Raw genomic sequence first — 21,630 nt, 5'->3', positions numbered from 1 at the left:
GCCGTTTAGCGGTCGGGAAGGGAAGGGTCAGCGCGGTTGCGCCGCGGCCATGGCCTTGAGCTGCGCGCAGGTCTTTTCCTTGTCGGCCGCGCTCAGCGTGCCCAGTTGCACCTTGGCTTGGCTGTAGGACTTCGAAAAAGCGGCGTCGAAGTCCGCAGCGGACATGCCCTGGGCGCTGGTCGCGGTCTTCTGTTGTTGCTTCATCTGTTCGAGCTGCGCTGCCGTGTAGGCGCCGCAGTATTCGGCGGCGGCATGCATCTGGCCGCTCACGGCCGCCAGGTTGGGCATCTGACCCTGCATGGTCTGCTGGGCAAGGGCGGCGCTGCAGGCCAGGGTCAGGGCGACGGTCGTCAGGGCGATACGGGCTTGTTTGAACATCGGCAATTCAATCTCCAACGCGGTGAGGGATGGGGTTTGCACGCCTGGCGATCGCGCTGCCTGCGTGGCGCGGAGCACTATGCCCGAATCATTGTTATAGGCTTATGAATCGATGTAATCGTGTGTATCAGCGGCTCAGTACGACAGCGTCATGTTCATGAACCAGCCCTTGGCGCGGTCGCTTTCGCCGCCGCCCAGGCTGGTGCGGTACTGGACGCCGAAGTCCAGATAGGAGCGCGGCGCGTTGTAGTGGTCTTCGCGGAACCAATAGCGCACGTTGAAGCCCGGTCCCACGCCCAGCGACCAGGAGGTGCCATGGTCGGACAGGACCACCGACTGGTTGCCGTAGCCGGGCAGGTCGTTCAGCTTGGCCACGCTTTTCTGCCACAGCCAGTCCGCGCCGACCACCGCATACGGAAACAGCACCAGCTTGTCGCTGATGCTGGTGGCGCGGAAGCTGCGGCCCACGCGCAGCTCGCCGGACAGGAAGGCCTGGTCGCGCTTGAGGCGGCCCGAGGAACTGCCCAGGTCCTGCTGGCGCTGGCCCTTGGAGTCCACCGAGTAGGCGGTGTAGTTGGCGCTATTGTCGTCCCAGAGATAGCCGCCCTGCGCATAGCCTTCGATGGTGAGCCAGCTCGGCACGTCCACGCGCAGCTCGCGGCCATGGTAGTAGCCGTAGGTGAGGTAGGTCATCCATCCGCCCGCGTTGCCGTTGAGCTTGTAGCGCGACCGCGCTCTGGTCCTGCAGGTTGGGGTAGGCGCTGTGGAAGGCCTGCTGCGCCGCGCATTGCACCGCGCTGGATTCCGGATAGGCGTAGCCCTGGCGGGTGGCCGACCCCAGGAAGAAACGCCGTTCTATGCCGAAGGTCACGCCGGTGTCGGCCAGCAGGTAGCGCAGGCCCAGCGCGCCGATGGTGCTGGGGATGCCCGCGGCCGAGCTGCTGTTGCGCAGGCGTTCGTCGGCCGAGCGGTTGTCCGGCGTGCTTTCTCCGGTGCAGGGATCCACGTTTCTGCGCGACTCGTAGGTGCTGCCGCCGTCGTACAGCGTGTTTGAGCTGCGCGCATAGGCTTCGAGCATGCCCCAGCGATTGTTCAGCTGCGGCGGACGCCAGAAGATTTCCGCAGTGCTAAATACCACGTCGCCTGGCGTGTTGATGGCGGCGCCGCCCATGCTGGAGTTGGCGGGGCGCGCACCGCGGTAAGACGCGGAGAACGAGCCGCCCCATTCGCGCGACAGGGCGGCGACGCCGCTGCGCGTGTTGTAGCGCTCAAGCGGCGTAAGGCCCAGCTGGCCGGCATCGTCCATGTCGATGGCTTGCTTGAGCGAGTCGGTGGCGGCGCGGTTGTCGCCCATTGCGGACTGCGCATAGGCCTGGTCCAGGATCAGGCGCGGCGGCGCCTGGCCGGTGGCGCGCGCGGCCGCGAAGTCGGACGCGGCGCCCGCGGGCTGGCCCAGGCGCTGGCGCGCGTAGCCGCGCTGCGCCAACAATTGGGCCGAGTCCGGCTGGCGGGCGATGGCGTCGCTCAGCCGGGTTTCCGCCTCGGCGGCTTGCGCCTTGTTGCCGGCGGCCAGCGCGGTCGTCAGCAGCTGGGCATAGCTTTCGTTGTCCGGCGCTTGCGCCACGGCCTGGCGCGCCAGGGCGATGGCTTCCTGGTAGGCGCCCTTGTCGTAGGCGGCATAGGCGCCCGTGGCGGCCGCGCTGCCCGGAGCCGGCGCGGCGGGCGCCTGGTTCGCGGCGATCTGCTTCTGAAAGGCCTGTTGCCTGGCCTGTAGCGCCACCTTGTTGGGCGCGCCCAGCGCCAGCGCCGTGTCCACGGCCTGGCTGGCGGCTTCATAGCGCTGTTGCGCGCCCAGCGATTCCACCCACAGCAAGGCCCATTCGCCTTGCCTGGGCACGGCGCGGAAGGCGCGTTCGGCGCCTGCCGCCGCCGCTGCGTAGTCCTGTCGGCCATAGTCCGCATAGGCGCGCGCCGCCACGGGATAGGCGCGCTGGTAAGGGGTTTGCGGCGCGGATTTGCGGGCAGGGGCGGGGGTTTGTACAGGCGCCTGCCCGGAAGCTTGCGCAGGCGTTTGCGCCGCAGGCTGCGCGGGCGTGGCGGCTACCGCGGGCGGACGTTGCAGGTTGGCCTTGGCCTGGCGCAGTTCGGGCGTGCCCAGGCCGTCGGCGATCGCCGCATCGGCCGCGCGCGCGGCCTCTTGGCGCTTGCCCTGCTTTTCCAGGGCGTACACCAGCAGCAGCCGCAGGCGGGCCACGTCGGGCCGCAGGCGGATGGCGTTCTCCGCCATGATCTGGGCGGTTTCGTAATGGCCGGCGTCGTACTGCTTGTAGGCCTGGTCGGCGAGTTGGTAGGCGTCGCCTTCCAGCGGACGTTCGGCTGCGGCGGCGGGTTGCGCGGCCGCTTGAGGGACTGCGGCCACGCACAGCAGGGCGCTGAAAGCCAGCGTACGGGAAATGACGGTCATGGAGGTGTGGGCCTGTGCGATAGCGGGTCCGCGGGGTGTTCGGTCTGCGTCGGGGCGCCTTGCTGGAACGAGAGCGCTTCGTGCAGCGTCTTTTCGTCGAGCCAGCCCCGTTCCATCAGGATTTCGCCCAGCGGCCGCTTCTCGCGCGCCTGGATCTCCAGCGCCTGCTCCAGCATCTGGTGATCGATGGCCTGCCAGGACAGCAGCAGGTCGCCCAGGCGCTGGCGTTGCTGCGCCAACTGGTCGGTGGAGGGGAAGTCATGCATGGTCTTGTCCCAGGCCAGCCGCTTGCCCGTGATCAGATGGCCGATGAACAGGCGCCAAGCCCGCGCCGCCGCCATGGCGTTGATGAAGTTGCCGACGATCATGCGCGGCATGGACAGCAGCGCATGCTCCCAGCCGTACATGCGGCCGACGAAGTACGCGCGTTGCACCACGCGCAGCAGCAGGGCCCCCGCGTTCAGCCACATCAGCGTCACCAGCCAGCCGCCCGGACGGAAATAGGAGGGGTAGTAGACCTTCCACCAGCCGAAGCGGTCGGCCAGATAGAAGAGAAAGAAGTTGGCCAGCAACAGATAGGCCAGTATCGCGATGAAGGATGTGAACAGTCCCTTGCGGTCGCGGAACAGCAGGTACTTGGTGGCCAGCGACCCGGTCCATCCCACCTGCTGCCAGCCTTGCAGGCCGATGCCCAGCGTCCAGCGGGCCTTTTGCCGGTAAGCGGTGCGGAAGGTGTTGGGGAAGTACTCGCGCACGCCCAGCGGCATCTTGATGGCGGAGATCTTCTCCCGCCCCAGGCCGAACCAGGAGCGGCGGCGCGTCACGTACTCGACCTCGAATTTGCCGAAGATCTGGCGCATGCCGCGCTGGGCCAGGCGCGCGCCGATGTCGTAATCCTCGGTCAGCGTGTCGGTATTGAAAGGCTGGTTGTTGGTCTCTGCCGCCAGCACCTCCAGCGCGTGGCGCGAGAAGCAGGTGCCGACGCCGGCGGACGGCACCATCTTGGACAGGCTTTCGCGCACCACCAGGTCCTTGGTGTGCCATTCGGCGAACTCGTCCATGTAGGTGCCGGCGACCAGTTCGTGCCACTCCCGCTCCAGCGACGTGACCGGCAACTGGATGAAATCGATGCGCGGCAGCAGGTAGTTGTAGTACTTGAGTTCCAGCGGGTGCAGCACGTCTTCGCTGTCGTGCAGGATCACGCCGGCGAAGGGTTCGGGCTGCTGGGCGTTCTGCGCGAAGATGGCCTGCACGATCCAGTTCAGGCAGTCGGCCTTGCAGGTCGGTCCGTCGTGCGGCACTTCCACCCGTATCAGTTGGCGGTAGCGCCGCCGCATGCGTTCCACTTCCTTGATGGTGCGCTCGTCGTTCTGGTAGGTGCCCGCGAAGATCATGTAGTTCTTGTATTCCAGCGTCGACACCATGTTTTCCAGCATGGGCGCGATCACGTCATATTCCAGCCAGGCCGGCACCATGATCGCCAGCGGCTGTTCCCGCTTGGCGCGCAACTGTTCCGCGCTCAGCGGCGCATACTGGCGCTTGACCGTCAGCCCGCGGCGCAGTTCGCGCAGCCAGAACCAGCCGTCGATGAACAGGTCGTCCAGACTGGACAGCAGGATGATGACGCCGACCACCGCCGTCACGATCTCCAGGCCGCGGTAGTAGTCGGCGATGAGGTAGGGCCAGTAAAGCGAGGACATGGCGCCTCCGGGTTACTTGCTGTCCTTGTTCTTCCTGCGGGTGACGCGCAATGCGGCGATCAGGATCAGGAGCAGGACCAGCAGGCCCACGCTCATCGCCGGGACGCTCCACGACAGGTAGTTGCGCCATTCGAAGAAGGCGCTTGCGCCCGCCCCCGGCGGCTGGCCCGCCGCGGGATTGGCGCTGTCTATCCAGGCCAGCGGTCCCGCCGCGCCGATGATGGCGATGTTGCCGCGGTTCAGCACGAAGGGCGCCTGCGGCATCACCGGATTTTGGCCCAGCGTGTGCCACAGCAGGCCGTCCTGGCCGCCCGCGCGCACCACTTCGGCCGTGCTCAGATTGTCCAGGCCGGAAATGTCGAGCCAGGGCGCGTTCTTGCCATCCACCGTCAGCTGCTTGCGGTCCGTGACCTTGACCATGGGTTTGGCGCCATCCACCGCGACTTCCATCGCCACGAAGGGGCCGCCGGGCTTGGCCGCCTGGCCCGCAGGCGTGAGCGACAGCGCAGCGCGCGTGGCGGACAGGCCGCTGGCCGTGGCGATGCCGATGACGCGCTGCAGGCTGGCCGGCGCGTCGGCCAGATAGCCGTCGGGGATCAGCAGCTGGGGACTGCCCGCCAACAGCGGCAGCAGTCCCACGAAGGTGCCGTCCGGCTGAGCGCGGCCCGGCTTCACGTAGCTGGTGGGCAGCACGTTGACGGGATAGCCTTGCGGGATTTCGTTGCAATCGACCGATACCGGCTGGCGCTGGAACGTGACGCGCACCGCGTTGGTGAGGCCCAGGGCGTAGCCGGGCACGCGCGCCGTCAGGCGTTCGGGATGGCCGTCGGCGTCCATCTGCTTGGCGGCCAGCAGGATGCCGTTCCAGAACACCGAGGCGACCGGGCGGGTGGCGGAGGCGCCCGGCGCGGCGGCCAGGTCCATGACCAGTTCGTCCGGCATGCTTCCGTCCGCCGACACCGCGGCCAGCGCGAACGTGGCATTCCAGTCGCCGCGCGCGACCACGTCGAAGCTGGCGGACGATCCGCCCAGCGCAGTCAGGCGCATGCCGCCTTCGCCCGAGGCTTGCGGCGGTTCGGCCGTCTTGACCTGAGCCTGGCGCGTGACCAGGATGCGGCGCCAAGCCGTGTCGAAGGCGCCCGCGCCCTGCGCGCCGGCATCGGCGGCCACGGCGATGACCGCCTGCCGGCCCAGCGGCGCGAGGCGGATCTCCTTGGAGGGCAGGTCCTGGCCGGCCAGGGGCATGCGCTGCTGGCGCCAGGCCTTGAAGGCCTCCGCGGCGTCGGCGTCCTGCGCCAATTGCGCCTGCAAGGCGTCCAGCGCCTCGTTGTAGCGGGCCCGCAGCGCGGCGTCGGCGATCACCACGTCGCCGCTCACGGCGGGGGCGCCCATGACCAGCAGCGCGCCGATCTCCGCGGCGTTGCCCAGCTTGTGCTTGTCACTGGCCGCCAGGGCTGCGAAAGCCGGCACCTGCCCCAGTCCGTTTGGAGCCTGCAGGCCGCGGGTGTCGATCTCGTCGCCGACTGCCGGGAAGGCGCGAACCGCAACCCGCTTGCCGCTGCGCTCCATCGCCACGCCCATGCGCCATGCGCTGTCGAAGGCCTGCTGGTCGAGCTTGGCGCCCGCCACCATCAGCACGGGCTTGCCGGGCAGGGTGCTCCAGGCTTCGTCCAGGCTGCCGATGGCCGATGCGTCGTAGCGGTAGCTCAGGCGCGTGCGCGGCGACACCATCAAGGCGTTGGCGGTGGCGCGGTTGCTTTCGCACTGGCGCTGCGCGATCTCCGATTGCCAGTCCACAGCCAGCCGCACGAAGCCGGTGTCGCGCACGCGTTGCTCCACGCTCAGCTTGCGCGTGGCCGAGCCCTCGCCGTCGGCGATGCGCTGCGCCGTCTGCGGCACGCCGTCCACCCACAGCACCATGCTGGCGCGGCCCGGTTCGCCCTTGATGTAGCGCGCGTCGAAGTCCAGCGTGGCGTCGGCTATCGGCACGCCGCGCGGCACCGGCAGGTAGAACTCTTGGCGCGCGTCGCTGTTGCTCAGCACCACCGGTTCGCGGATGCCCAGGTCTTCCAGGCTGGTGTCGCGCGTGACCCAGTCGTCGCCCAGCAAGCGCCGCAAGGCGTCGCCCGCGGGACTGGCCATCGCTCCCAAGGGGAGCAGCAACCCGGCGGCGATCAGGGCGCGGCAGAGGGTGCGGGCGGCGGGGGAGTGCGGGGCATGGGGCATGAGGGCTCCGGTGGTGAGGGGCGTGGGGCGGCTAACGGGCCGCGGCCGGTGCTTGAGGCGCAAACTCGGATACGGCGCGGCCGCAAAGCGCGTCGACGATGCGTTGGCTGGCGAGGCCGTCGCCATAGGGATTGATGCGGCGTGAGAACGAGGCGTGCAGTTCCGGGTTGTCGAGCAGGCGGTTCACTTCGGCCAGGATGCGCTGCGTATCGGTGCCGACCAGCGTCACCGTGCCGGCCTGCACGGCTTCCGGGCGTTCGGTGACGTCGCGCATCACCAGCACCGGCTTGCCCAGGTAGGGCGCTTCTTCCTGCACTCCGCCCGAGTCGGTCAGGATCAGGTAGGCGCGCTGCATGAACCAGACGAAGTCCAGGTAATCCAGCGGGGCGATCAGATGTACGCGCGACAGGCCGTCCAGCTGCGCCATCACCACGTTGCGCACCTGCGGATTCAGGTGCACGGGGTAGACGATCTGCAGGTCCTCGCGCCGCGCCAGTTCGGCCAGGGCGGCGCAGATGTTCCGGAAGCCCTCGCCGAAGCTCTCGCGCCGGTGCCCGGTGACCAGCAGCAGGCGGCGCTGCGGATCCAGCCAGCCGTAGCGCGCCGCCAATTGCTGCGCGAGCGCGCCTTCGGGCGCGAGCTTGGCGCAGGTCAGGGCCAGCGCGTCGATGACGGTATTTCCCGTGACCGTGATGCGTCCCGAGAGGTTCTCGCGCAGCAGGTTGGCGCGCGATTGCGCAGTGGGCGCGAACAGCCAGTCGCCCACCGCGTCGACCACGCGGCGGTTCATTTCCTCGGGGAAGGGCTTGGCCAGATCGCCGGTGCGCAGGCCGGCTTCGACGTGGCCGATGCGGGCGCGGCGGTGGAAGGAGGCCAGCGCGCAGGCCGATGCGGTGCTGGTGTCGCCGTGGACCAGCACGCAATCGGGCTGCTCCGCCTCCAGCACGCTGTCCACCCGGCTGATCAGCCGCGCAAACAGGCCGTTGAGCGTCTGGTTGGGCACCATGATGTCCAGGTCGTGCTGCGCCCGCAGGTCGAACAGGGCCATCACCTGATCCAGCATCTCGCGATGCTGGCCCGTCACGCAGACGACGCTCTGGATCCGGGGTTCGGCTTGCAGCGCGGACACCAGGGGGGCCATCTTGATCGCTTCGGGACGGGTCCCGAATATGGAAAGGACTTTCATCGCAAGAGCGGGCCCCCTACGCCGGTGGCATTTTCTTGCGTAGATTATGTATTGAAAGTAATCGTAATATGTGACGGTTTATTTCATGGAAAGGGGGTTGCTGGAAAATTTGGGGACAATCTGTTGCTTTCGCGCGATACCCCGCACTATTTACCCAGTGTCATGCCGCCGTCGATCGTGACGATCGAGCCGGTCATGAACAGGAACGGCGGCCTGGTCAACGCGATGATCGACGCCGCGATTTCCTGGGTGGTTGCCAGGCGGTTCAGCGGATGCATGGCTGCAAGCCGCGCCTCGTCCAGTTCGCCCGCGTCGATGGAATGCTGGATCAAGGGCGTCTTGACGTAGCCGGGCGCCACCGCGATGACACGGATGCCGTTTTCGGCCCATTCATTGGCCAGCGACCGCGTCAGCGTCGCGACGCCGGCCTTCGACACGGCGTAGTGGGCGCGGCCCTTCATCATGACCATGCCGGCCACCGATGCGATGTTGACGATGACGCCGCCGCGGGCGCGCAGCGCCGGGTACAGGGCATGCGCGCAATAAAAGGTGCCGTTGAGGTTCACCGCCAGGACCTGGGCCCATTCCGCCGGGTCCTTTTCCGCAACCGGGGCACGGCTGCCGGCGATGCCGGCGGCGTTGATCAGCAGGTCTACGCCGTCCAGCTGTGCCGCCGCGCGGGCCACGCTGGCGTAGTCCGAAACGTCGACGGCGACGGCGTCATCCGCTGCGGTCCGGTCCCACACCACGACCTGCCAGCCTTCGGCGCGCAACTGCCGCGCGCATTCCTGGCCGATCCCGCTTGCGCCGCCGGTGATGACGGCGATCCTTGCTTGAGTATTCGTGCTCATGTCTGACTCGCTATGTAGGTTGTGTGGATTTCAGGTGCCGGAGGCAGCTGCTTGCGCGGCTGGCGCCGCGCGCCGGTTGCGCACGCACAGGATTGCCAGGCCCGCGCTCGCCAGCGTCGCCAGGGCGAACACCTGGGCCGCGAGTTCCCATTCGCCGCCGCTGGCCTGCATGACCGCGCCGGTCAAGGTCGGGCCGAAGAAGCCTCCCAGCGAGCCAATGGTCGTCACCAGCGCCAGGGGGCCGGCGTTTGCGCCGATGTAGTTCTGCACCGCGGCATTGAGCGGACCGTAGTACGCGATGGTGTAGCCGGTGATGATGGATACCACGGCGAGGAACGCCGCCAGGGACACCGTCGCCGCGCCGTGCAGCATCAGGAAGCCGCCCGCGCCCGCCAGGCAGACGATCGCCAGGTGCCAGCGGATGTCGCCGGTGCGTTCGCTGCTGCGCCCGACCACGTAGCTGAACACCAGCGCCACGACGTTGGGGATCATCAGCAGCGCACCGATTTCCAGCGGCGTGATGCCATACAGCTGCTTGAGGATGGTGGGAAGAAAGTACGCCAGGGCAAAGGTCGCGGCATACGCGGCCAGCAAGATCAGCAGCAAGCCCCACAGCATGGGCTGGCGGAAGACGGCGAATCCGTGCGTCCAGGAAGCGGAGGGGGAGGCGGCGCGGGCGGGAGCCTCGTGTTCCATGACGGCGCGCAAACCCTGGCGCTGGTCGTCGCTGAGCCAATGGGCCTCCCGTGGCGTGCCGGGCAGGTAGCGTAGGATCAGCAGGCCCAGCAGCATCGTGGGCAGGCCTTCGATGAGGAACAGCCAGCGCCAGCCCGGCATGCCGACGTCGATCTTCAGCAGCGCGCCCGCCAGCGGCCCGCCGAAGATCATGGCCAGCGGTAGCGCCATGATGAAGATCGAATTGATGCGGCTGCGGTAGCGCGGCGGAATCCAGGACGCGATGTAGAAATTGACGGCGGGGATGAAACCGCCCTCCGTCACGCCCAGCAGGAAGCGCAGCGCGTAGAACGATTTTTCGCCGTGCAGCGCGGCCATCAGGCAGGAGACCAGGCCCCAGGCCAGGAACATGCAGGCCAGCCAGCGCCTGACGCCAAAGCGTTGCAGCGCCAGGTTGGCGGGCACGCACACGCTGGCGTAGCCGATGAAGAACAGTCCCGCGCCAAACCCGTAGGCCGCCAGGGAGATGCCCAGGTCCGCGCCCATCTGCAGCTGCGCATAGCTGATGTTGGTGCGGTCCAGGAAGTTGAGCAGATATCCTGCGAACAGCAAGGGCAGGACGCGGTTGCGAAAGCCGGCGACAGCCTGTTCGGCATGCGCCAGATCTTCATTGCGGATCATGGTTGGTCTCCTGTGTCGTCCGCCTTGGTGGCGGATCTCGCTAGGCTGGGATTGCGGTGGCGCGGGGCAGCGCGCCGCCGGTCGTGGTTTCAGGTGCGCCCCGTCAACCGGGCGTACAGGTCGGTATCCGGCCTGGCGGCGCCGCGCCAGGCGACGTGCTGATCGGGTCTGATCAAGGTGAGGGGGGCGGGGTAGAGGTTGGCGACGCCGCCTTCGTCCGGGCGGATCAGCGTCAAGGGCACGCCCGCGGCCCGCGCCGCGGATACGGCGGCATCGACGTCGCGGGCGGCCGCCGTGGGCAAGGCCAGCAGCGTAAAACCCGAACCGAAATGGTCGTACAGCGAGCTGCCGTCGTGCAGCCAGGCATGCGGGGCCAGGGCGCCCGGGCGGGACGACGGCGTGTAGTTGATGAAGTCCCGGGCCGGCTCGGGGCTGCCGTCAGGCACGATGACGGGAGAGTCCCCATATTGGTAGCCCAGCACCACGCCCAGGGTGGCGAACTCGCGCATCTTGGCCGCGCAGATGCGCGCGCCGGCTTCCTGGCGGGCCTGTTCGCCCGCGGCGCCGGCGTCTTCAAGATGGTCGGCCAGCAAATGATTGCCGAGAATCGAATGGTTGTGTTCGGCTTCGTCCAGTACCCATTGGTGCACGGGCCGGCGTTCCCGTTCATAGCTGTCGATGAGGGCGGGGCCGCCCCAGCCTTGCAGCGCCGCGGCCAGCTTCCAGCCCAGGTCCACGCTGTCGGCCACCCCCATGTTCATGCCATAGCCGCCGAAGGGCGGATGCAGATGGCAGGCGTCGCCCACCAGGAAGACGCGCCCCTGGCGGTAGCGGTTGCCCAGCAGCTTGCTGGCGGTCCATTCGTCGCTGCTGAGCACCTCGTAAGGCAGGTCGATGCCGGTGGCGCGGGCGATCATGGCGCGCGCGTCGATGTCGCTGGCGCGCCGCTGCGGGTCCACATGAGTGGGCATGAAGAACCAGGTGTCGCCGCTGTCCATCGGGCCGATCAGGCTGGGCGCATCGCCGTTGATCTGCCAGTACATGATGGCGGGTCCGTGCCGATGAGCCTGGGCCAGTCCGGGGGCGCGGAACACGATGTTGTAGTTGCGGGACAGCCCGTAGCTGCCTTCCATGCGCGTGCCGATCAGGTCCCGCACCAGGCTGCGGGCGCCGTCGGCTCCCACCAGGTAATCCACTTCCAGTTCGATGTCGCGGCCTTGCGCCAGATCGCGCAAGCGGGCGCGCACGCCGCCGGCATCCTGCGTCAGGTCCAGCAGTTCGGAGCGGAACCGTATCTCCACGCCGGGCAGGGAGGCCGCATGCGAACGCAAGACCTCTTCCACGGTGTATTGGGGAATCCATTGCGCGTGTTCCGAGTACAGCGGATTGCGGCCGGGGGCGCAATACATGGCGTTCTCGTGCCGCGCGAGCTCGAAGCCGGCCAGGCGGGTGCAGAACACGACGTTGGAGGGGTAGTAGGCGCCCAGCGGCGATGCCGCGCGCAGGCGGTCGGCGATGCCCCAGCGGCGTAGGTGTTCGCGTGTGCGCACATTGGTCGTCTTGGCGCGCGGCGCGTATCCCACGCGGTCATTGCGCTCGATGAGCAGGCACGGAATCTTCCTGTGCCCCAGTTCGATCGCCAGACTCAGTCCGGCCGGTCCGGCGCCCACGATCAGCACGCGGGGCGAGGCTCGCTTCTCCACCTTCGGTCTCCTCGGTTGCCTGCTTTCCTTGCAGGCTTTGGACGCATCCTAGGCCTATGCCGCCGATGCTGAAAGATGGCAGAATTGGCTTATCGATATCAAATCTGAATCACTTGGCATGAAGCTCAACACCCTGCGGGATTTCCTGGCCGTGGCCGAACGCGGCGGCGTCAGGGCCGCGGCCCGGCATCTGGACACGCCGCAGCCGGCCATCTCGCGCAGCATCCGCGAACTGGAGAAAGAGCTGGGGTGCGTGCTATTCGAACGGCATGCCAAGGGCGTGCGCCTGACCCCCATGGGCGCCGTGTTCCTAAGGCGGGCCAACGCCATACGCCATGAGCTGCAGCGCGCGCGCGACGAGATCGGCCAGTTGAACGGGGAATCCCGCGGACGGGTCACGCTGTGCATGTCTACGGCGCCGCATCTGGGACTGTTCGCCGAAGTATTGCGCGAGTTCCGGGCGCGCTACCCGGACACCCATCTGGAAATCATCGACGGGGTCTACCCGCTGGTGGAAGCGTCCCTGCTGGACGGCACCGTGGACTTCTATATCGGGCCAGTGCCCACGCGCACGCCTGGCGAGCTACAGGTGGAAAAGCTCTTCGACAACACGCGCGTGATCGTCGGCCGCAAGGGCCATCCGCTGGCGCGCGCCCGCTCCCTGCGTGACCTGGCCGGGGCGCAATGGATTACCACCTCCATCACGCACAAGGCCGAAGAAGAGCTGGGTCCGCTATTCGAGAAGCATGGCCTGCCGCCGCCGCACCTGGCCCTGAAGGCCCAGTCCGCGCTGACCTTCATCACCGCCCTGACCAACTCCGACCTGCTGATGATGCTGCCGGTGCAATGGTTGCGGTATCCGCTGCTGCAAGGCGTGTTCCAGGAAATCCGCGTCAAGGAACCGCTGCCCGCGCCGCCGGTATGCATCGTGCAGCGCGCCGGCCTGCCGCTGACGCCGGCGGCCGAGTACTACTGCACGCTGGCGCGGCGGGCAAGTGCGCGCCCCCCGGGCTAGAAGCAGAGCGGCGGGCGCCGCGCTCGAAGAAAACGATATGCCCTATCTGGCGTCGGCCGCAGGCCACTGAAAGCGTTGCGCCACCTTGTCGAGAAATCGGCCCGCCGCCTCGCGGTGATAGTCGGTGGAACGGGCCACCCCCTGGCCGGCGGCTTCCAGGTCCAGCATCGCGTTCAGGTCGCTGTTGAGCGAGGCATTGAAGCCGCGCTTGGTGATCGCCAGCGCCGCCATGGGCAGTTCGGCCATGGACAGCGCGATCTGCCGCGCACGTTCGTGGATGGCCTCCTGCGGTTGGATCTCGAACACGATGCCCATGTCGCGGGCCTCCTGCGCGCCGAACTCGCGGGTGGAGAAGGCCAGTTCCTTGGCGCGCTGCAATCCCACCATGCGCGGCAGGGTATACATGGTGGCGCAATCGGGGATGGCCCCCAGCCGCAGGAAGGACAGGCAGAAGCGCGCCCGCGGCGAGGCCAGGATCAGGTCGGCGGTCAGGGCCAGGCCCAGTCCGGCGCCATAGGCCGGGCCGTCGACCGCGGCGATCACCGGCCGGTCCAGTGTGATCAGGCCTTCAATCGTCAGGAGCAGGCTGGCCATGCGTTCGCGCGCCTCTTCGGCGGAGCCGCCGGAGCCCATGGTGGAGATGTCGCCGCCCGAGCAGAAGGCGCCGCCGGCGCCGGCCAGGATCACGACGCGCACGCCGCGGTCGCGCCTGATTTCGCCCACCAGATGGGCCAGCTCTTCGCGCATGACCATGTCCAGCGCGTTGCGCTGGGCGGGGCGGTTCAGCGTGATGGTGGCGACTCCGCCTTCCACGGCATAGAGCAGGGTCTTGAACTCGCTAGAGATGACTTGCATCGGATCGGTCTCCATGTCTGCCTTCCATGATGGCCGGGCCGCGCCACGCGGACCGGGCCGCAAGCTGCCGCAGGCGCTCAGGCGATGGCGCCGCGTTCGCGCAGGGCCTGGATCTCGGCTTGCGCCAGGCCCAGTTCCGCCAGCAATTCTTCCGTGTGCGCGCCAGGCGCGGGCACTGCGCGGGCCTGCCCGGGCGTGCGCGAAAGCCGCGGCGCGGGGGCGGGATGCACGATGCCGCCGGTTTCGATGAAACTGCCGCGCGCCTGATGATGCGGGTGCCGCGGCGCTTCCTCGAAGTCCAGCACCGGCGCGAAGCAGGCATCCGTGCCTTCGAGCAGCGCGCACCATTGTTCGCGGGTCCGGCCCGCGATGATGCCGGCCAGCTTGGCGCGCAGCTGCGGCCATTGCGCGCGTTCCCATTGCTGCTGGAAGTCCGGGTCGTCGATGCCGCAGCGCTCCAGCAGCAGGCGGTAGAACTGCGGTTCGATCGCGCCGATGGAGACGTACTTGCCATCCGCGCAGGCATAGCAGCCGTAGAAATGGGCGCCGCCGTCCAGCATGTTGGATTGGCGCTGGTTGACCCAGCCGCCGTCCCGCAGCTTGCCGTGGTAGGCGCTGGCCAGCAGGGACGCGCCGTCGCAGATGGCTGCGTCCACCACCTGGCCCCGGCCCGTGCGGCCGGCCTCGAGCAGGCCGCAAAGCACGCCGAAGGCCAGCATCATCGCGCCGCCGCCCATGTCGCCGACCAGATGCAGCGGCGGCGTCGGCGGCAGTTCGGCATGTCCCATGGCGTGCAGCGCGCCGGTGATGGCGATGTAGTTCAGGTCATGGCCGGCCGCCTGCGCCAGCGGGCCGTCCTGGCCCCAGCCCGTCATGCGTCCGTACACCAGCCGCGGATTGCGCGCCAGGCATTCGTCCGGCCCCAGGCCCAGCCTTTCCATCACGCCCGGCCGGAAGCCTTCCAGCAGGGCATCGGCCTGGTCCAGCAGCCGCAGCACGATGTCGGTCGCGCCGGGCTTCTTGAGATCCAGCGCGATCGTGCGCCGGCCCCGGTCGATGATGGTGCCGCCGCCGCCCAGGAAACCGGGCGCAAGCCGGTCGATGCGGATCACGTCCGCGCCCATGTCCGCCAACATCATGGCGCAGAAGGGGCCAGGTCCGATACCGGCCATCTCGACCACCGTAAATCCGCTCAGGGGACCAGCCATGTCTATCGTCACTCCATGATGTGTCGGGTTCTCAGGATTCGAAAAATTCAGCGCGCGCGTCCAGGATGATCTGGACGTACTTCTCCATGTTGGCGTCCATGCGGTGGGTCGGGCCGACGATGGACAGGGCCGTCAGCTGGCCTCCCACGCGCCCCGCGATGCCAACCGCCGACACGCCTTCATTGCCTTCGTCGCGGCTGTTGAAATAGTGCTTGGCCTGCTGTGATTCGATCTGCGCGCGCAAGGTGGCGGGGTCGGTGATGCTGCTGGCCGTGACGTGCTCATACGGCAGCGAGTCGATCAGCGCATTGCGTTCCGCCGCGTCCATCTCGCCCAGCAGCGCCTTGCCCAGCGCCGCCACCTGCAGGTCGAAGGTGGTGCCGGGCTGCACCACGTAGCGCAGGGCGCGCGGGCTTTCCTGGCTGGCGTAGATCTTCACCTTGTTGCCGTCCAGCAGGCCGCACATCGAGGATTCGCCGGACTGGCGCGTCAGGATCTCCAGCGCTTCGGACGCGAAGGCCTGCAGCGGGTCGGCCGCCGAAATGCCCTGGGCCACGTCGAGCAGCCGGCCGGTCGGGTGGAAGTAGCGCGACTTGGGCGTGCGCAGCAGGTAGCCTGCCTGGCGCAGCGTGTAGAGCAGGTCCGAGCAACTGCTGTCGGCCAGGTCGAGAAAGCGCGCCATTTCCGAATTCGTCAGGGGACGGCGTTCCCGCGCATAGACTTCGAAGACTTGCAGCACGCGCTGTGCGGTAGGGAGGATTTGCGGCATAGGATGTCGGAGTGGATAGGGGAGCCGGCCTGGGCGTTTGCGTAGTCGGTCATTTCAACGCGGAAATGCCCAGTACGCTCTGCGCCATGAGTAGGGCCTGGATCTGGTTGGTGCCTTCGGCAATGCTCAGGTGACGGGCGTCGCGGTAATGACGCTCGACGGGGAACAGCGTGGTGTAGCCCGCGCCGCCATGCACCTGCATGGACAGTTCCGCCACGCGCAGCACGGCGTCGGTGGCATGGCGCTTGGCCATCGAACATAGCATCTGGCTGTCGGCGGCGTTGCGGTCCAGCGCGTCGGCGGCGCGCCAGCACAGCAGGCGCGAGGTTTCGACCAGCGTCATCATGTCGGCGATCATATGCTGCACCAACTGGAAGCCGCCTATGGGCCGGCCGAACTGGACCCGGTCGCCGGCGTATTTTACCGCCGCCTCATAGGCGGCCTCGGCGATGCCCAGCGCGGAAAACGCCACCACGCAGCGGCCGATGTTGAGGTACTTCTTGGCCAGCGCGAAACCCTTGCCCTCCGTGCCGATCAGATTGGCGGCGGGGATTTCCACGTCTTCGAACAGCAGCTCGCCCAGCGGGCAGCTCAGCATGCCCATCTTGTCGATGGGGCTGGACGAGAAGCCCGGCATGGCGCGCTCGAACAGCAGGCAGGACACGCCTCGTTCGCCGCCATCCCGCTGGGTCTGCACGAATACCACGCCCAGCTCGCAGACCGTGCCCAGGCTGATGTACAGCTTGCGGCCGTTGACTCGCCAGCCGGTCTCGGTCTGCACCGCGCGCGTTTCGACATGGGCGGCGTCCGAGCCGATATTGGGTTCGCTGAGCGCGAAGCTGGCGATCGCGTCGCCCGACAGGACGCGCGGCAGGTACTTTTCCTTGAGATAGGGCGAGCCGCCGTCGCTCAGCACCGAGGCCGCGAGATTGCTGGTGCTGACGATGCTGCGCAGCGACGGCCAGACGCGCGCCAGCTCGGCTATCAGCACGCCGTAGGTCGTCATCGGCAGGCCGTAGCCGCCGTCCTTTTCCTGCAGCATGCCGCCCAGGAGGCCGAAGTCGCGCATGGCGCGGACCATGTCCTGCGGCACCACGCGGGCTTCGGCCTCGTAGCGGTTGACGATGGGCGCGACTTCGGCCGCCAGGTAGCGGCGCAGCGAATCGCGCAATTCGATCTGGGTGGAGTCCAGTGAGAAGTCCATGCGAGTCCTAGGCGGATATGGTCGAGGAGGGCGTTGCGGCGGCGGTCATGATGGGCGTTGCTCCAGGCCGGCGTCTGCGCCGGGGCGCAGGCCGATCAGCGCGTCCAGCGGCATCGCGCCCTGTCCTTCGGCACCGACCCAGACCGGGTTGAGCTCCAGTTCCTGCAAAGCGTCGCGGCGGCTCCAGGCAAAGTCCGATACCCGCAGGATCAGGTCCTCCAGCGCGGCAAGGTCGGCGGGCGCCTGGCCGCGCACGCCGTCCAGCACGTCGGCATGGCGGATCTCGCGCAGCAAGGCGCGAGCATCGTCGCGTGACAGCGGCACCATGCGGTGCGCCACGTCGCGGATGGTCTCGACGAAGATGCCGCCCAGGCCGAAGGTCAGCACCAGGCCAAAGGCCGCATCGCTGTGCACGCCGACCAGCACCTCGCGGCCGCCCGGCGGCAGCATGCGTTCCACCAGGATGCCGTCGATGACGGCATCGGGATGATGGCGCGCGACGGATTCGCGGATGGCGGCATAAGCTTCGCGCGCCGCGCCGGCGCTGGCAATGCCCAGCTTGACGCCGCCCGCTTCGGTCTTGTGCGCGATCTGGGCGCTGACCACCTTCATCACCACGGGAAAGCCCAGGCGCTCGGCTTCGCGGGCCGCCTGGTCGGCGCTGGCGGCCACCACCCCTTCAGGTATCGGCAGGCCGGCCGCGCGCAGCATCGCCTTGGCCGCGGCTTCGCTGAGCATGCAGGCCTGGTCGGTAGCGGCGTCCACGTGCACGGGGGGCGCAACCGCCCTGCGGTCGGGCCGTTTCCAAGGGATGGCCTTGGACAGCGCCGCAATCGCATCCGACAGCGACAGGAACGGCAGCAAACCGGCGGTTTCCAGCAGCTGGAAGCCGCCGCCCAGGCGCCGGCTCATCCAGACCGGCACGATCAGGGTTTCGGTTTCGGCCGCCACCGTGGCGATGGCCTGCGCCATGCCGTCGGTGATGGAACCGTAATCCATGGGGATGGGGAACAGCACCGTGCCCACCGCCGGGTCGGCGCATATGGCGCGCAGGCAGGCCGCCGAGGCCTCGGGGTTGCGCAGGATGTCGGCGGTGGTGTCGACGGGGTTGTCGATGCTGGCGAAGTCCGGCAGCAGCTTGCGCAAGGCGGCCTTGGTCTCGGGCGCGAAGGACGCCATCGGCAGGCCGGCGGCGCCGGCGATATCGGCGGCCAGCGCGGCGGTCCCGCCCGAAAACGTATAGATGCACAGGCCATTGCCGCTCTTGGGCGTGATGCGCGTAAGCAGGCGCGAGACCGCCAGCAACTGGTCCAGGTCGTCCACTTCGATAGCGCCGAATTGGCGGAACACCGCGCTGTTGACGGCGGCCGTGCCGGCTACCGACGCCGTATGCGACTGCGCGGCGCGCACGCCGGCTTCGGAGCGGCCGACCTTCAGCACCACCACCGGCTTGTTGCGGGCGCGCGCCAGCTCCAGCGCGGCGGTCAAGCGCCTGCCATCCTTCACGCCTTCCATCAGCAAGGCGATCACGCTGGTTTTCGGATCGTTCGCCATGTGGGCAATGAAGTCAGGAATCTCCAGGTCGACCTCGTTGCCGGCGGAAAACCACAGGCCCACGCCCTGGCCGTAGGACAGGCCTTGCAGCAGGTTGCGGCCGAGTCCGCCGCCCTGGGTTGCCAGGCCGATGGAGCCGGTATTCAGATCGTCCTTGAAGGCGGGCGAAAAGGTCATGCCCAGCCGGTCGCGGACATTGACGAAGCCCGGACAGTTCGGCCCGTAGACATGCAGGCCGGTGGCTTCGCACAGCTCGGCGATCTCGCGTTCGAGCCGCTGGCCTTCCTCGCCCGCCTCGGAAAAGCCGGAGGTCATGACCACCGCGAAAGGAATCCCGCGCGCCGCGCATTGCCGCAAGGCATCCAGCACCAGCGAGGCGTTGATCATGATCAGGGCCACGTCGATCTCGGCCTGTGGCAAGGCGCTGATGGAAGGCCAGCAAGGCCGACCGCCTATCTCCTGGTAAGCGGGATTGACCGCGTATATCTCGCCTGGCACCGAGGAATGCAGCGCCAGGTTGTCGTAAAGGCGGCGTCCCTGGCTGGATTCACGGGCGGACGCGCCGACCACGGCGATGTTGCGCGGATTGACGAAGCGGCTGAGGTCTGCGAACGGCTTCATGCCTGACCCTCCATGGAACGCAGCACCATCGCGAAGTCGGCCTGGACCGCTACCTCGCCGCGCTGATTGATGGCTTCGCGCCGGAACACCACCTTGTCCTTGCCGGGCCGGTACTGCTTCGTCTTTTCCGTCACCGTTACCCGCACCACGATGGTGTCGCCGATGAAGGTGGGTTTGGGAAAGCGGCAGTTGATGTCGATCAGCGCCAGCACGTAGGGCTCCAGCTGGCGGTAGCCGCTGGACTGGGTGGTCAGCCCGGACAGCACGGACAGCACCAGCAGGCCGTGGGCGATGCGCTGGCCGAAGGGCGTGGCGCTGGCGTATTCGTGGTCGACGTGCAGGCGGTTGAAATCACCCGACAGGCAGGCGAAGTTGACGATGTCGCTTTCGGTAATGGTGCGGCCGGCGGATTCGAAATGGTGGCCGACCTCCAGCGGCGGCTGGATGGGTAGCGGGGGCTGGCTGACTGGGCTTGCGCTTTGCATGGCTGATCGGATTCCGGATGGGAGGGGCGTTTTACGACGCGTAGCGGCCGCCGGTCACGTGCAGCAGTTCGCCCGTGATGAAGGAGGACCGCTCGGAAGCCAGGAAGGCCACCGCGTTGGCGATGTCCTCGACCGCGCCCAGGCGCGGCACCGGCTGGCGCGCCAGCGCATTGGCGCGCAGGGTTTCGTAGGTGGACAGGCCGCGCACCAGCGGCGTTTCGATCAGCCCCGGGGCGATGGCGTTGGCGGTGATGTTGAACTTGCCCTGTTCCAGCGCCAGCGCGCGGGTGAAGCCGATCAGGCCGGCCTTGGCGGCCGAGTAGTTGGTCTGGCCGGGATTGCCCCAGTGCGCGCGCGAGGCGATGTTGATGACGCGGCCCCACTTCCTTTCCATCATCGAGGGCAGGGCGGCCTTGGTGCAGTAGTAGGCGCCCTTCAGGATGGTGTCGACCACCGAATCCCAATCCTCCACCGGCATCTTGAGCAGGTACTTGTCGCGCGTGAAGCCGGCGTTGTTGACCAGGATGTCGATGCCGCCGAACTTGTGCGCGGCCAGTTCGGCCATGGTCTGGACCTGTTCCGCATCGCAGACGTCGAGCACGGCGCCGATAGCCTCGTGACCGGCCTGCTTCAGGCTGCCGACCGCCTGTTCCACCGATTCGGGGTTGATGTCGGTAATGACGATGCGGGCGCCTTCCTGCGCCAGGGCCAATGCCGACGCATAGCCGATGCCGCGGCCGGAACCCGTAATGACAGCGACTTTACCGGTGAGTTGCAGGTCCATCTCCATTCCCCTTCTGTAGCTGATGGCGCCCGGCGCCCTGGACCCGAAATCCAACATCCCGGGATAGGCACTTGGCAGGTTTGAATTTATTCCGAGGTTCCGAACAAATATACACATCACCGGAATTCTTGACAATTAATATCGGCACGTCGTTATACTGTTCGGCATGTCGGAAATGAGCAGGCCCGGCATTCCCATATCTCTAAAAAAACGGAAGGAGATCGACTCATGGCAATGTTGAAGGGATTGTTGGCCGCGGTACTGAGCCTGGCTGCCGCGGGCGCAGCCAGCGGGGCCGACGCTTATCCGGACAAGCCGGTGCGGGTGTACGTGGGCTTCGCGCCCGGCGGCGCCACCGACCTGCTTGCCCGCCTGTACGCCAAAAAGCTTGGCGAACGTTTCAACCAGACTTTCATCGTGGAAAACCGCCCGGGCGCCGGCGGCAACATCGCGATCCAGGCGCTGACGCAGGCGCCGGCCGACGGCTACACGATCGCGATGGCGGCCAACTATGTGGCGGCCAACGCCGCCATGAAGCGCAACCCCTACGACTGGGAGCGCGACCTGATGCCCATAGGCATGGTGGCGTCCACGCCCAACATTCTGGTGGTGCCGCCCGGCTCCAGCATCCAGAGCGTCGACGACCTGGTGCGCAAGGCCAAGGCCGGCGGCAACAAGCTGACCTTCGCCTCGGCCGGCATGGGCTCGTCCATCCACCTGGCGGGCGAGCTGTTCAAGGTCATGGCCGGCGTCGACATGACACACGTGCCCTACAAGGGGGTGTCGCCGGCGGAGGTGGATCTGATGTCGGGCACGGTGGACATGATGTTCGGCAGCGTCTCCACCGCCATCCCGCTGGTGCAGTCCAAGAAGCTGAAGGCGCTGGCCGTGACCGGGCGCGAGCGCATGAAGGCGATGCCCGACCTGCCCACCATCGAGGAGGCCGGCCTCAAGGGCTACGACGTGGAAGCGGTGTACTTCATGGCGGCGCCCGCCAAGGTGCCGGCGCCAGTCCTGAAGAAGCTGGCCGATGCCGTGGCCGACATCAACAAGCAGCCCGATGTGCAGGAGTTCATGGACCGGATCTACGCCCGGCCCCTGACCGGCGGCCCCGAAGAGGCCCGGGCCTTCCTGAAGGGCGAAGTGAAGAAGTGGCAGGGCGTGGTCGACGCCACCGGCATGAAGGTGGATTGACGCGCGGCAACGGGTCCGTACGCCGGATTCGAGACAGCGGGCGCCACAAGCCCGCGGACAAAAAACCAATCAGGAGA

Annotated in this window: 18 protein-coding genes; 2 read left to right on the top strand and 16 right to left on the bottom strand. The window is 67.6% G+C overall.

The window, feature by feature from the left end; translation table 11 throughout:
- Positions 1-27: 27 nt before the first annotated feature.
- From NGK62_RS02465 to NGK62_RS02425, 9 genes are all read right to left on the bottom strand, one after another.
- On the bottom strand, positions 28-378 hold the full coding sequence (locus NGK62_RS02465) for a hypothetical protein (protein ID WP_251877300.1): 351 nt from the start codon (positions 376-378) through the stop codon (positions 28-30).
- Between the two features lie 135 nt (positions 379-513).
- Complete coding sequence (locus NGK62_RS02460) at positions 514-1,071, bottom strand: NfrA family protein (RefSeq protein WP_251877298.1); 558 nt, start codon at positions 1,069-1,071, stop codon at positions 514-516.
- Positions 959-2,842 carry a tetratricopeptide repeat protein gene (locus tag NGK62_RS02455; RefSeq protein ID WP_251877296.1) on the bottom strand — a complete coding sequence of 628 codons (1,884 nt, stop codon included), beginning with the start codon at positions 2,840-2,842 and terminating at the stop codon, positions 959-961. The genes NGK62_RS02460 and NGK62_RS02455 overlap by 113 nt, the downstream gene beginning before the upstream one ends.
- The gene (locus tag NGK62_RS02450; RefSeq protein WP_059374572.1) at positions 2,839-4,542 is read right to left on the bottom strand and encodes a glycosyl transferase family protein; all 1,704 of its coding nucleotides are present in this window, start codon (positions 4,540-4,542) and stop codon (positions 2,839-2,841) included. Before NGK62_RS02450 ends, NGK62_RS02455 begins: the two co-directional genes overlap by 4 nt.
- 12 nt (positions 4,543-4,554) lie before the next feature.
- Positions 4,555-6,768 (bottom strand): cellulose biosynthesis cyclic di-GMP-binding regulatory protein BcsB, encoded by a 2,214-nt coding sequence (locus tag NGK62_RS02445; protein WP_251877294.1) that lies wholly within the window; start codon positions 6,766-6,768, stop codon positions 4,555-4,557.
- Between the two features lie 31 nt (positions 6,769-6,799).
- The gene (wecB, locus tag NGK62_RS02440; protein ID WP_251877292.1) at positions 6,800-7,954 is read right to left on the bottom strand and encodes a non-hydrolyzing UDP-N-acetylglucosamine 2-epimerase; all 1,155 of its coding nucleotides are present in this window, start codon (positions 7,952-7,954) and stop codon (positions 6,800-6,802) included.
- Positions 7,955-8,100: 146 nt separating this feature from the next.
- Complete coding sequence (locus NGK62_RS02435; RefSeq protein WP_251877290.1) at positions 8,101-8,805, bottom strand: SDR family NAD(P)-dependent oxidoreductase; 705 nt, start codon at positions 8,803-8,805, stop codon at positions 8,101-8,103.
- A gap of 30 nt (positions 8,806-8,835) precedes the next feature.
- Entirely contained in the window at positions 8,836-10,161 is a 1,326-nt protein-coding gene (locus tag NGK62_RS02430; protein ID WP_059374563.1) for an MFS transporter, read from the bottom strand.
- An 89-nt stretch (positions 10,162-10,250) separates the two neighbouring features.
- Positions 10,251-11,864, bottom strand: coding sequence for an FAD-dependent monooxygenase (locus tag NGK62_RS02425; protein ID WP_251877288.1), 1,614 nt, complete (start codon positions 11,862-11,864; stop codon positions 10,251-10,253).
- 118 nt (positions 11,865-11,982) lie between these two features.
- Here NGK62_RS02425 and NGK62_RS02420 point away from each other — a divergent pair, with 118 nt between their 5' ends.
- Positions 11,983-12,879, top strand: a complete 897-nt coding sequence (locus NGK62_RS02420) for a LysR family transcriptional regulator (RefSeq protein ID WP_251877286.1) — start codon at positions 11,983-11,985, stop codon at positions 12,877-12,879.
- Positions 12,880-12,921: 42 nt separating this feature from the next.
- On the opposite strand, the gene NGK62_RS02415 is transcribed toward NGK62_RS02420, so the two are convergent.
- From NGK62_RS02415 to fabG, 7 genes are all read right to left on the bottom strand, one after another.
- On the bottom strand, positions 12,922-13,749 hold the full coding sequence (locus NGK62_RS02415; RefSeq protein WP_059374559.1) for an enoyl-CoA hydratase/isomerase family protein: 828 nt from the start codon (positions 13,747-13,749) through the stop codon (positions 12,922-12,924).
- 62 nt (positions 13,750-13,811) lie between these two features.
- Complete coding sequence (locus tag NGK62_RS02410) at positions 13,812-14,942, bottom strand: CaiB/BaiF CoA transferase family protein (protein WP_118933421.1); 1,131 nt, start codon at positions 14,940-14,942, stop codon at positions 13,812-13,814.
- 31 nt (positions 14,943-14,973) lie between these two features.
- Positions 14,974-15,711 carry an IclR family transcriptional regulator gene (locus NGK62_RS02405; RefSeq protein WP_059374555.1) on the bottom strand — a complete coding sequence of 246 codons (738 nt, stop codon included), beginning with the start codon at positions 15,709-15,711 and terminating at the stop codon, positions 14,974-14,976.
- 49 nt (positions 15,712-15,760) lie between these two features.
- The gene (locus NGK62_RS02400; protein WP_059374553.1) at positions 15,761-16,915 is read right to left on the bottom strand and encodes an acyl-CoA dehydrogenase family protein; all 1,155 of its coding nucleotides are present in this window, start codon (positions 16,913-16,915) and stop codon (positions 15,761-15,763) included.
- A gap of 45 nt (positions 16,916-16,960) precedes the next feature.
- A complete protein-coding gene (locus NGK62_RS02395; RefSeq protein WP_251877284.1) occupies positions 16,961-19,090 on the bottom strand; it encodes an acetate--CoA ligase family protein in 2,130 nt (709 codons plus the stop codon).
- On the bottom strand, positions 19,087-19,575 hold the full coding sequence (locus tag NGK62_RS02390; RefSeq protein WP_059374549.1) for a MaoC/PaaZ C-terminal domain-containing protein: 489 nt from the start codon (positions 19,573-19,575) through the stop codon (positions 19,087-19,089). The genes NGK62_RS02395 and NGK62_RS02390 overlap by 4 nt, the downstream gene beginning before the upstream one ends.
- A gap of 31 nt (positions 19,576-19,606) precedes the next feature.
- On the bottom strand, positions 19,607-20,359 hold the full coding sequence (gene fabG / locus NGK62_RS02385; protein WP_088139203.1) for a 3-oxoacyl-ACP reductase FabG: 753 nt from the start codon (positions 20,357-20,359) through the stop codon (positions 19,607-19,609).
- Between the two features lie 228 nt (positions 20,360-20,587).
- On the opposite strand from fabG, the gene NGK62_RS02380 reads away from it, so the two are divergent.
- Positions 20,588-21,553, top strand: coding sequence for a tripartite tricarboxylate transporter substrate binding protein (locus tag NGK62_RS02380; protein WP_251877282.1), 966 nt, complete (start codon positions 20,588-20,590; stop codon positions 21,551-21,553).
- Positions 21,554-21,630: the final 77 nt, after the last annotated feature.

This window comes from Achromobacter sp. Marseille-Q4954 (assembly GCF_943737025.1).
GTDB classification, from domain to species: Bacteria; Pseudomonadota; Gammaproteobacteria; order Burkholderiales; family Burkholderiaceae_B; genus Achromobacter; species Achromobacter bronchisepticus_A.
This window is presented reverse-complemented; position numbering and strand designations above follow the sequence as displayed.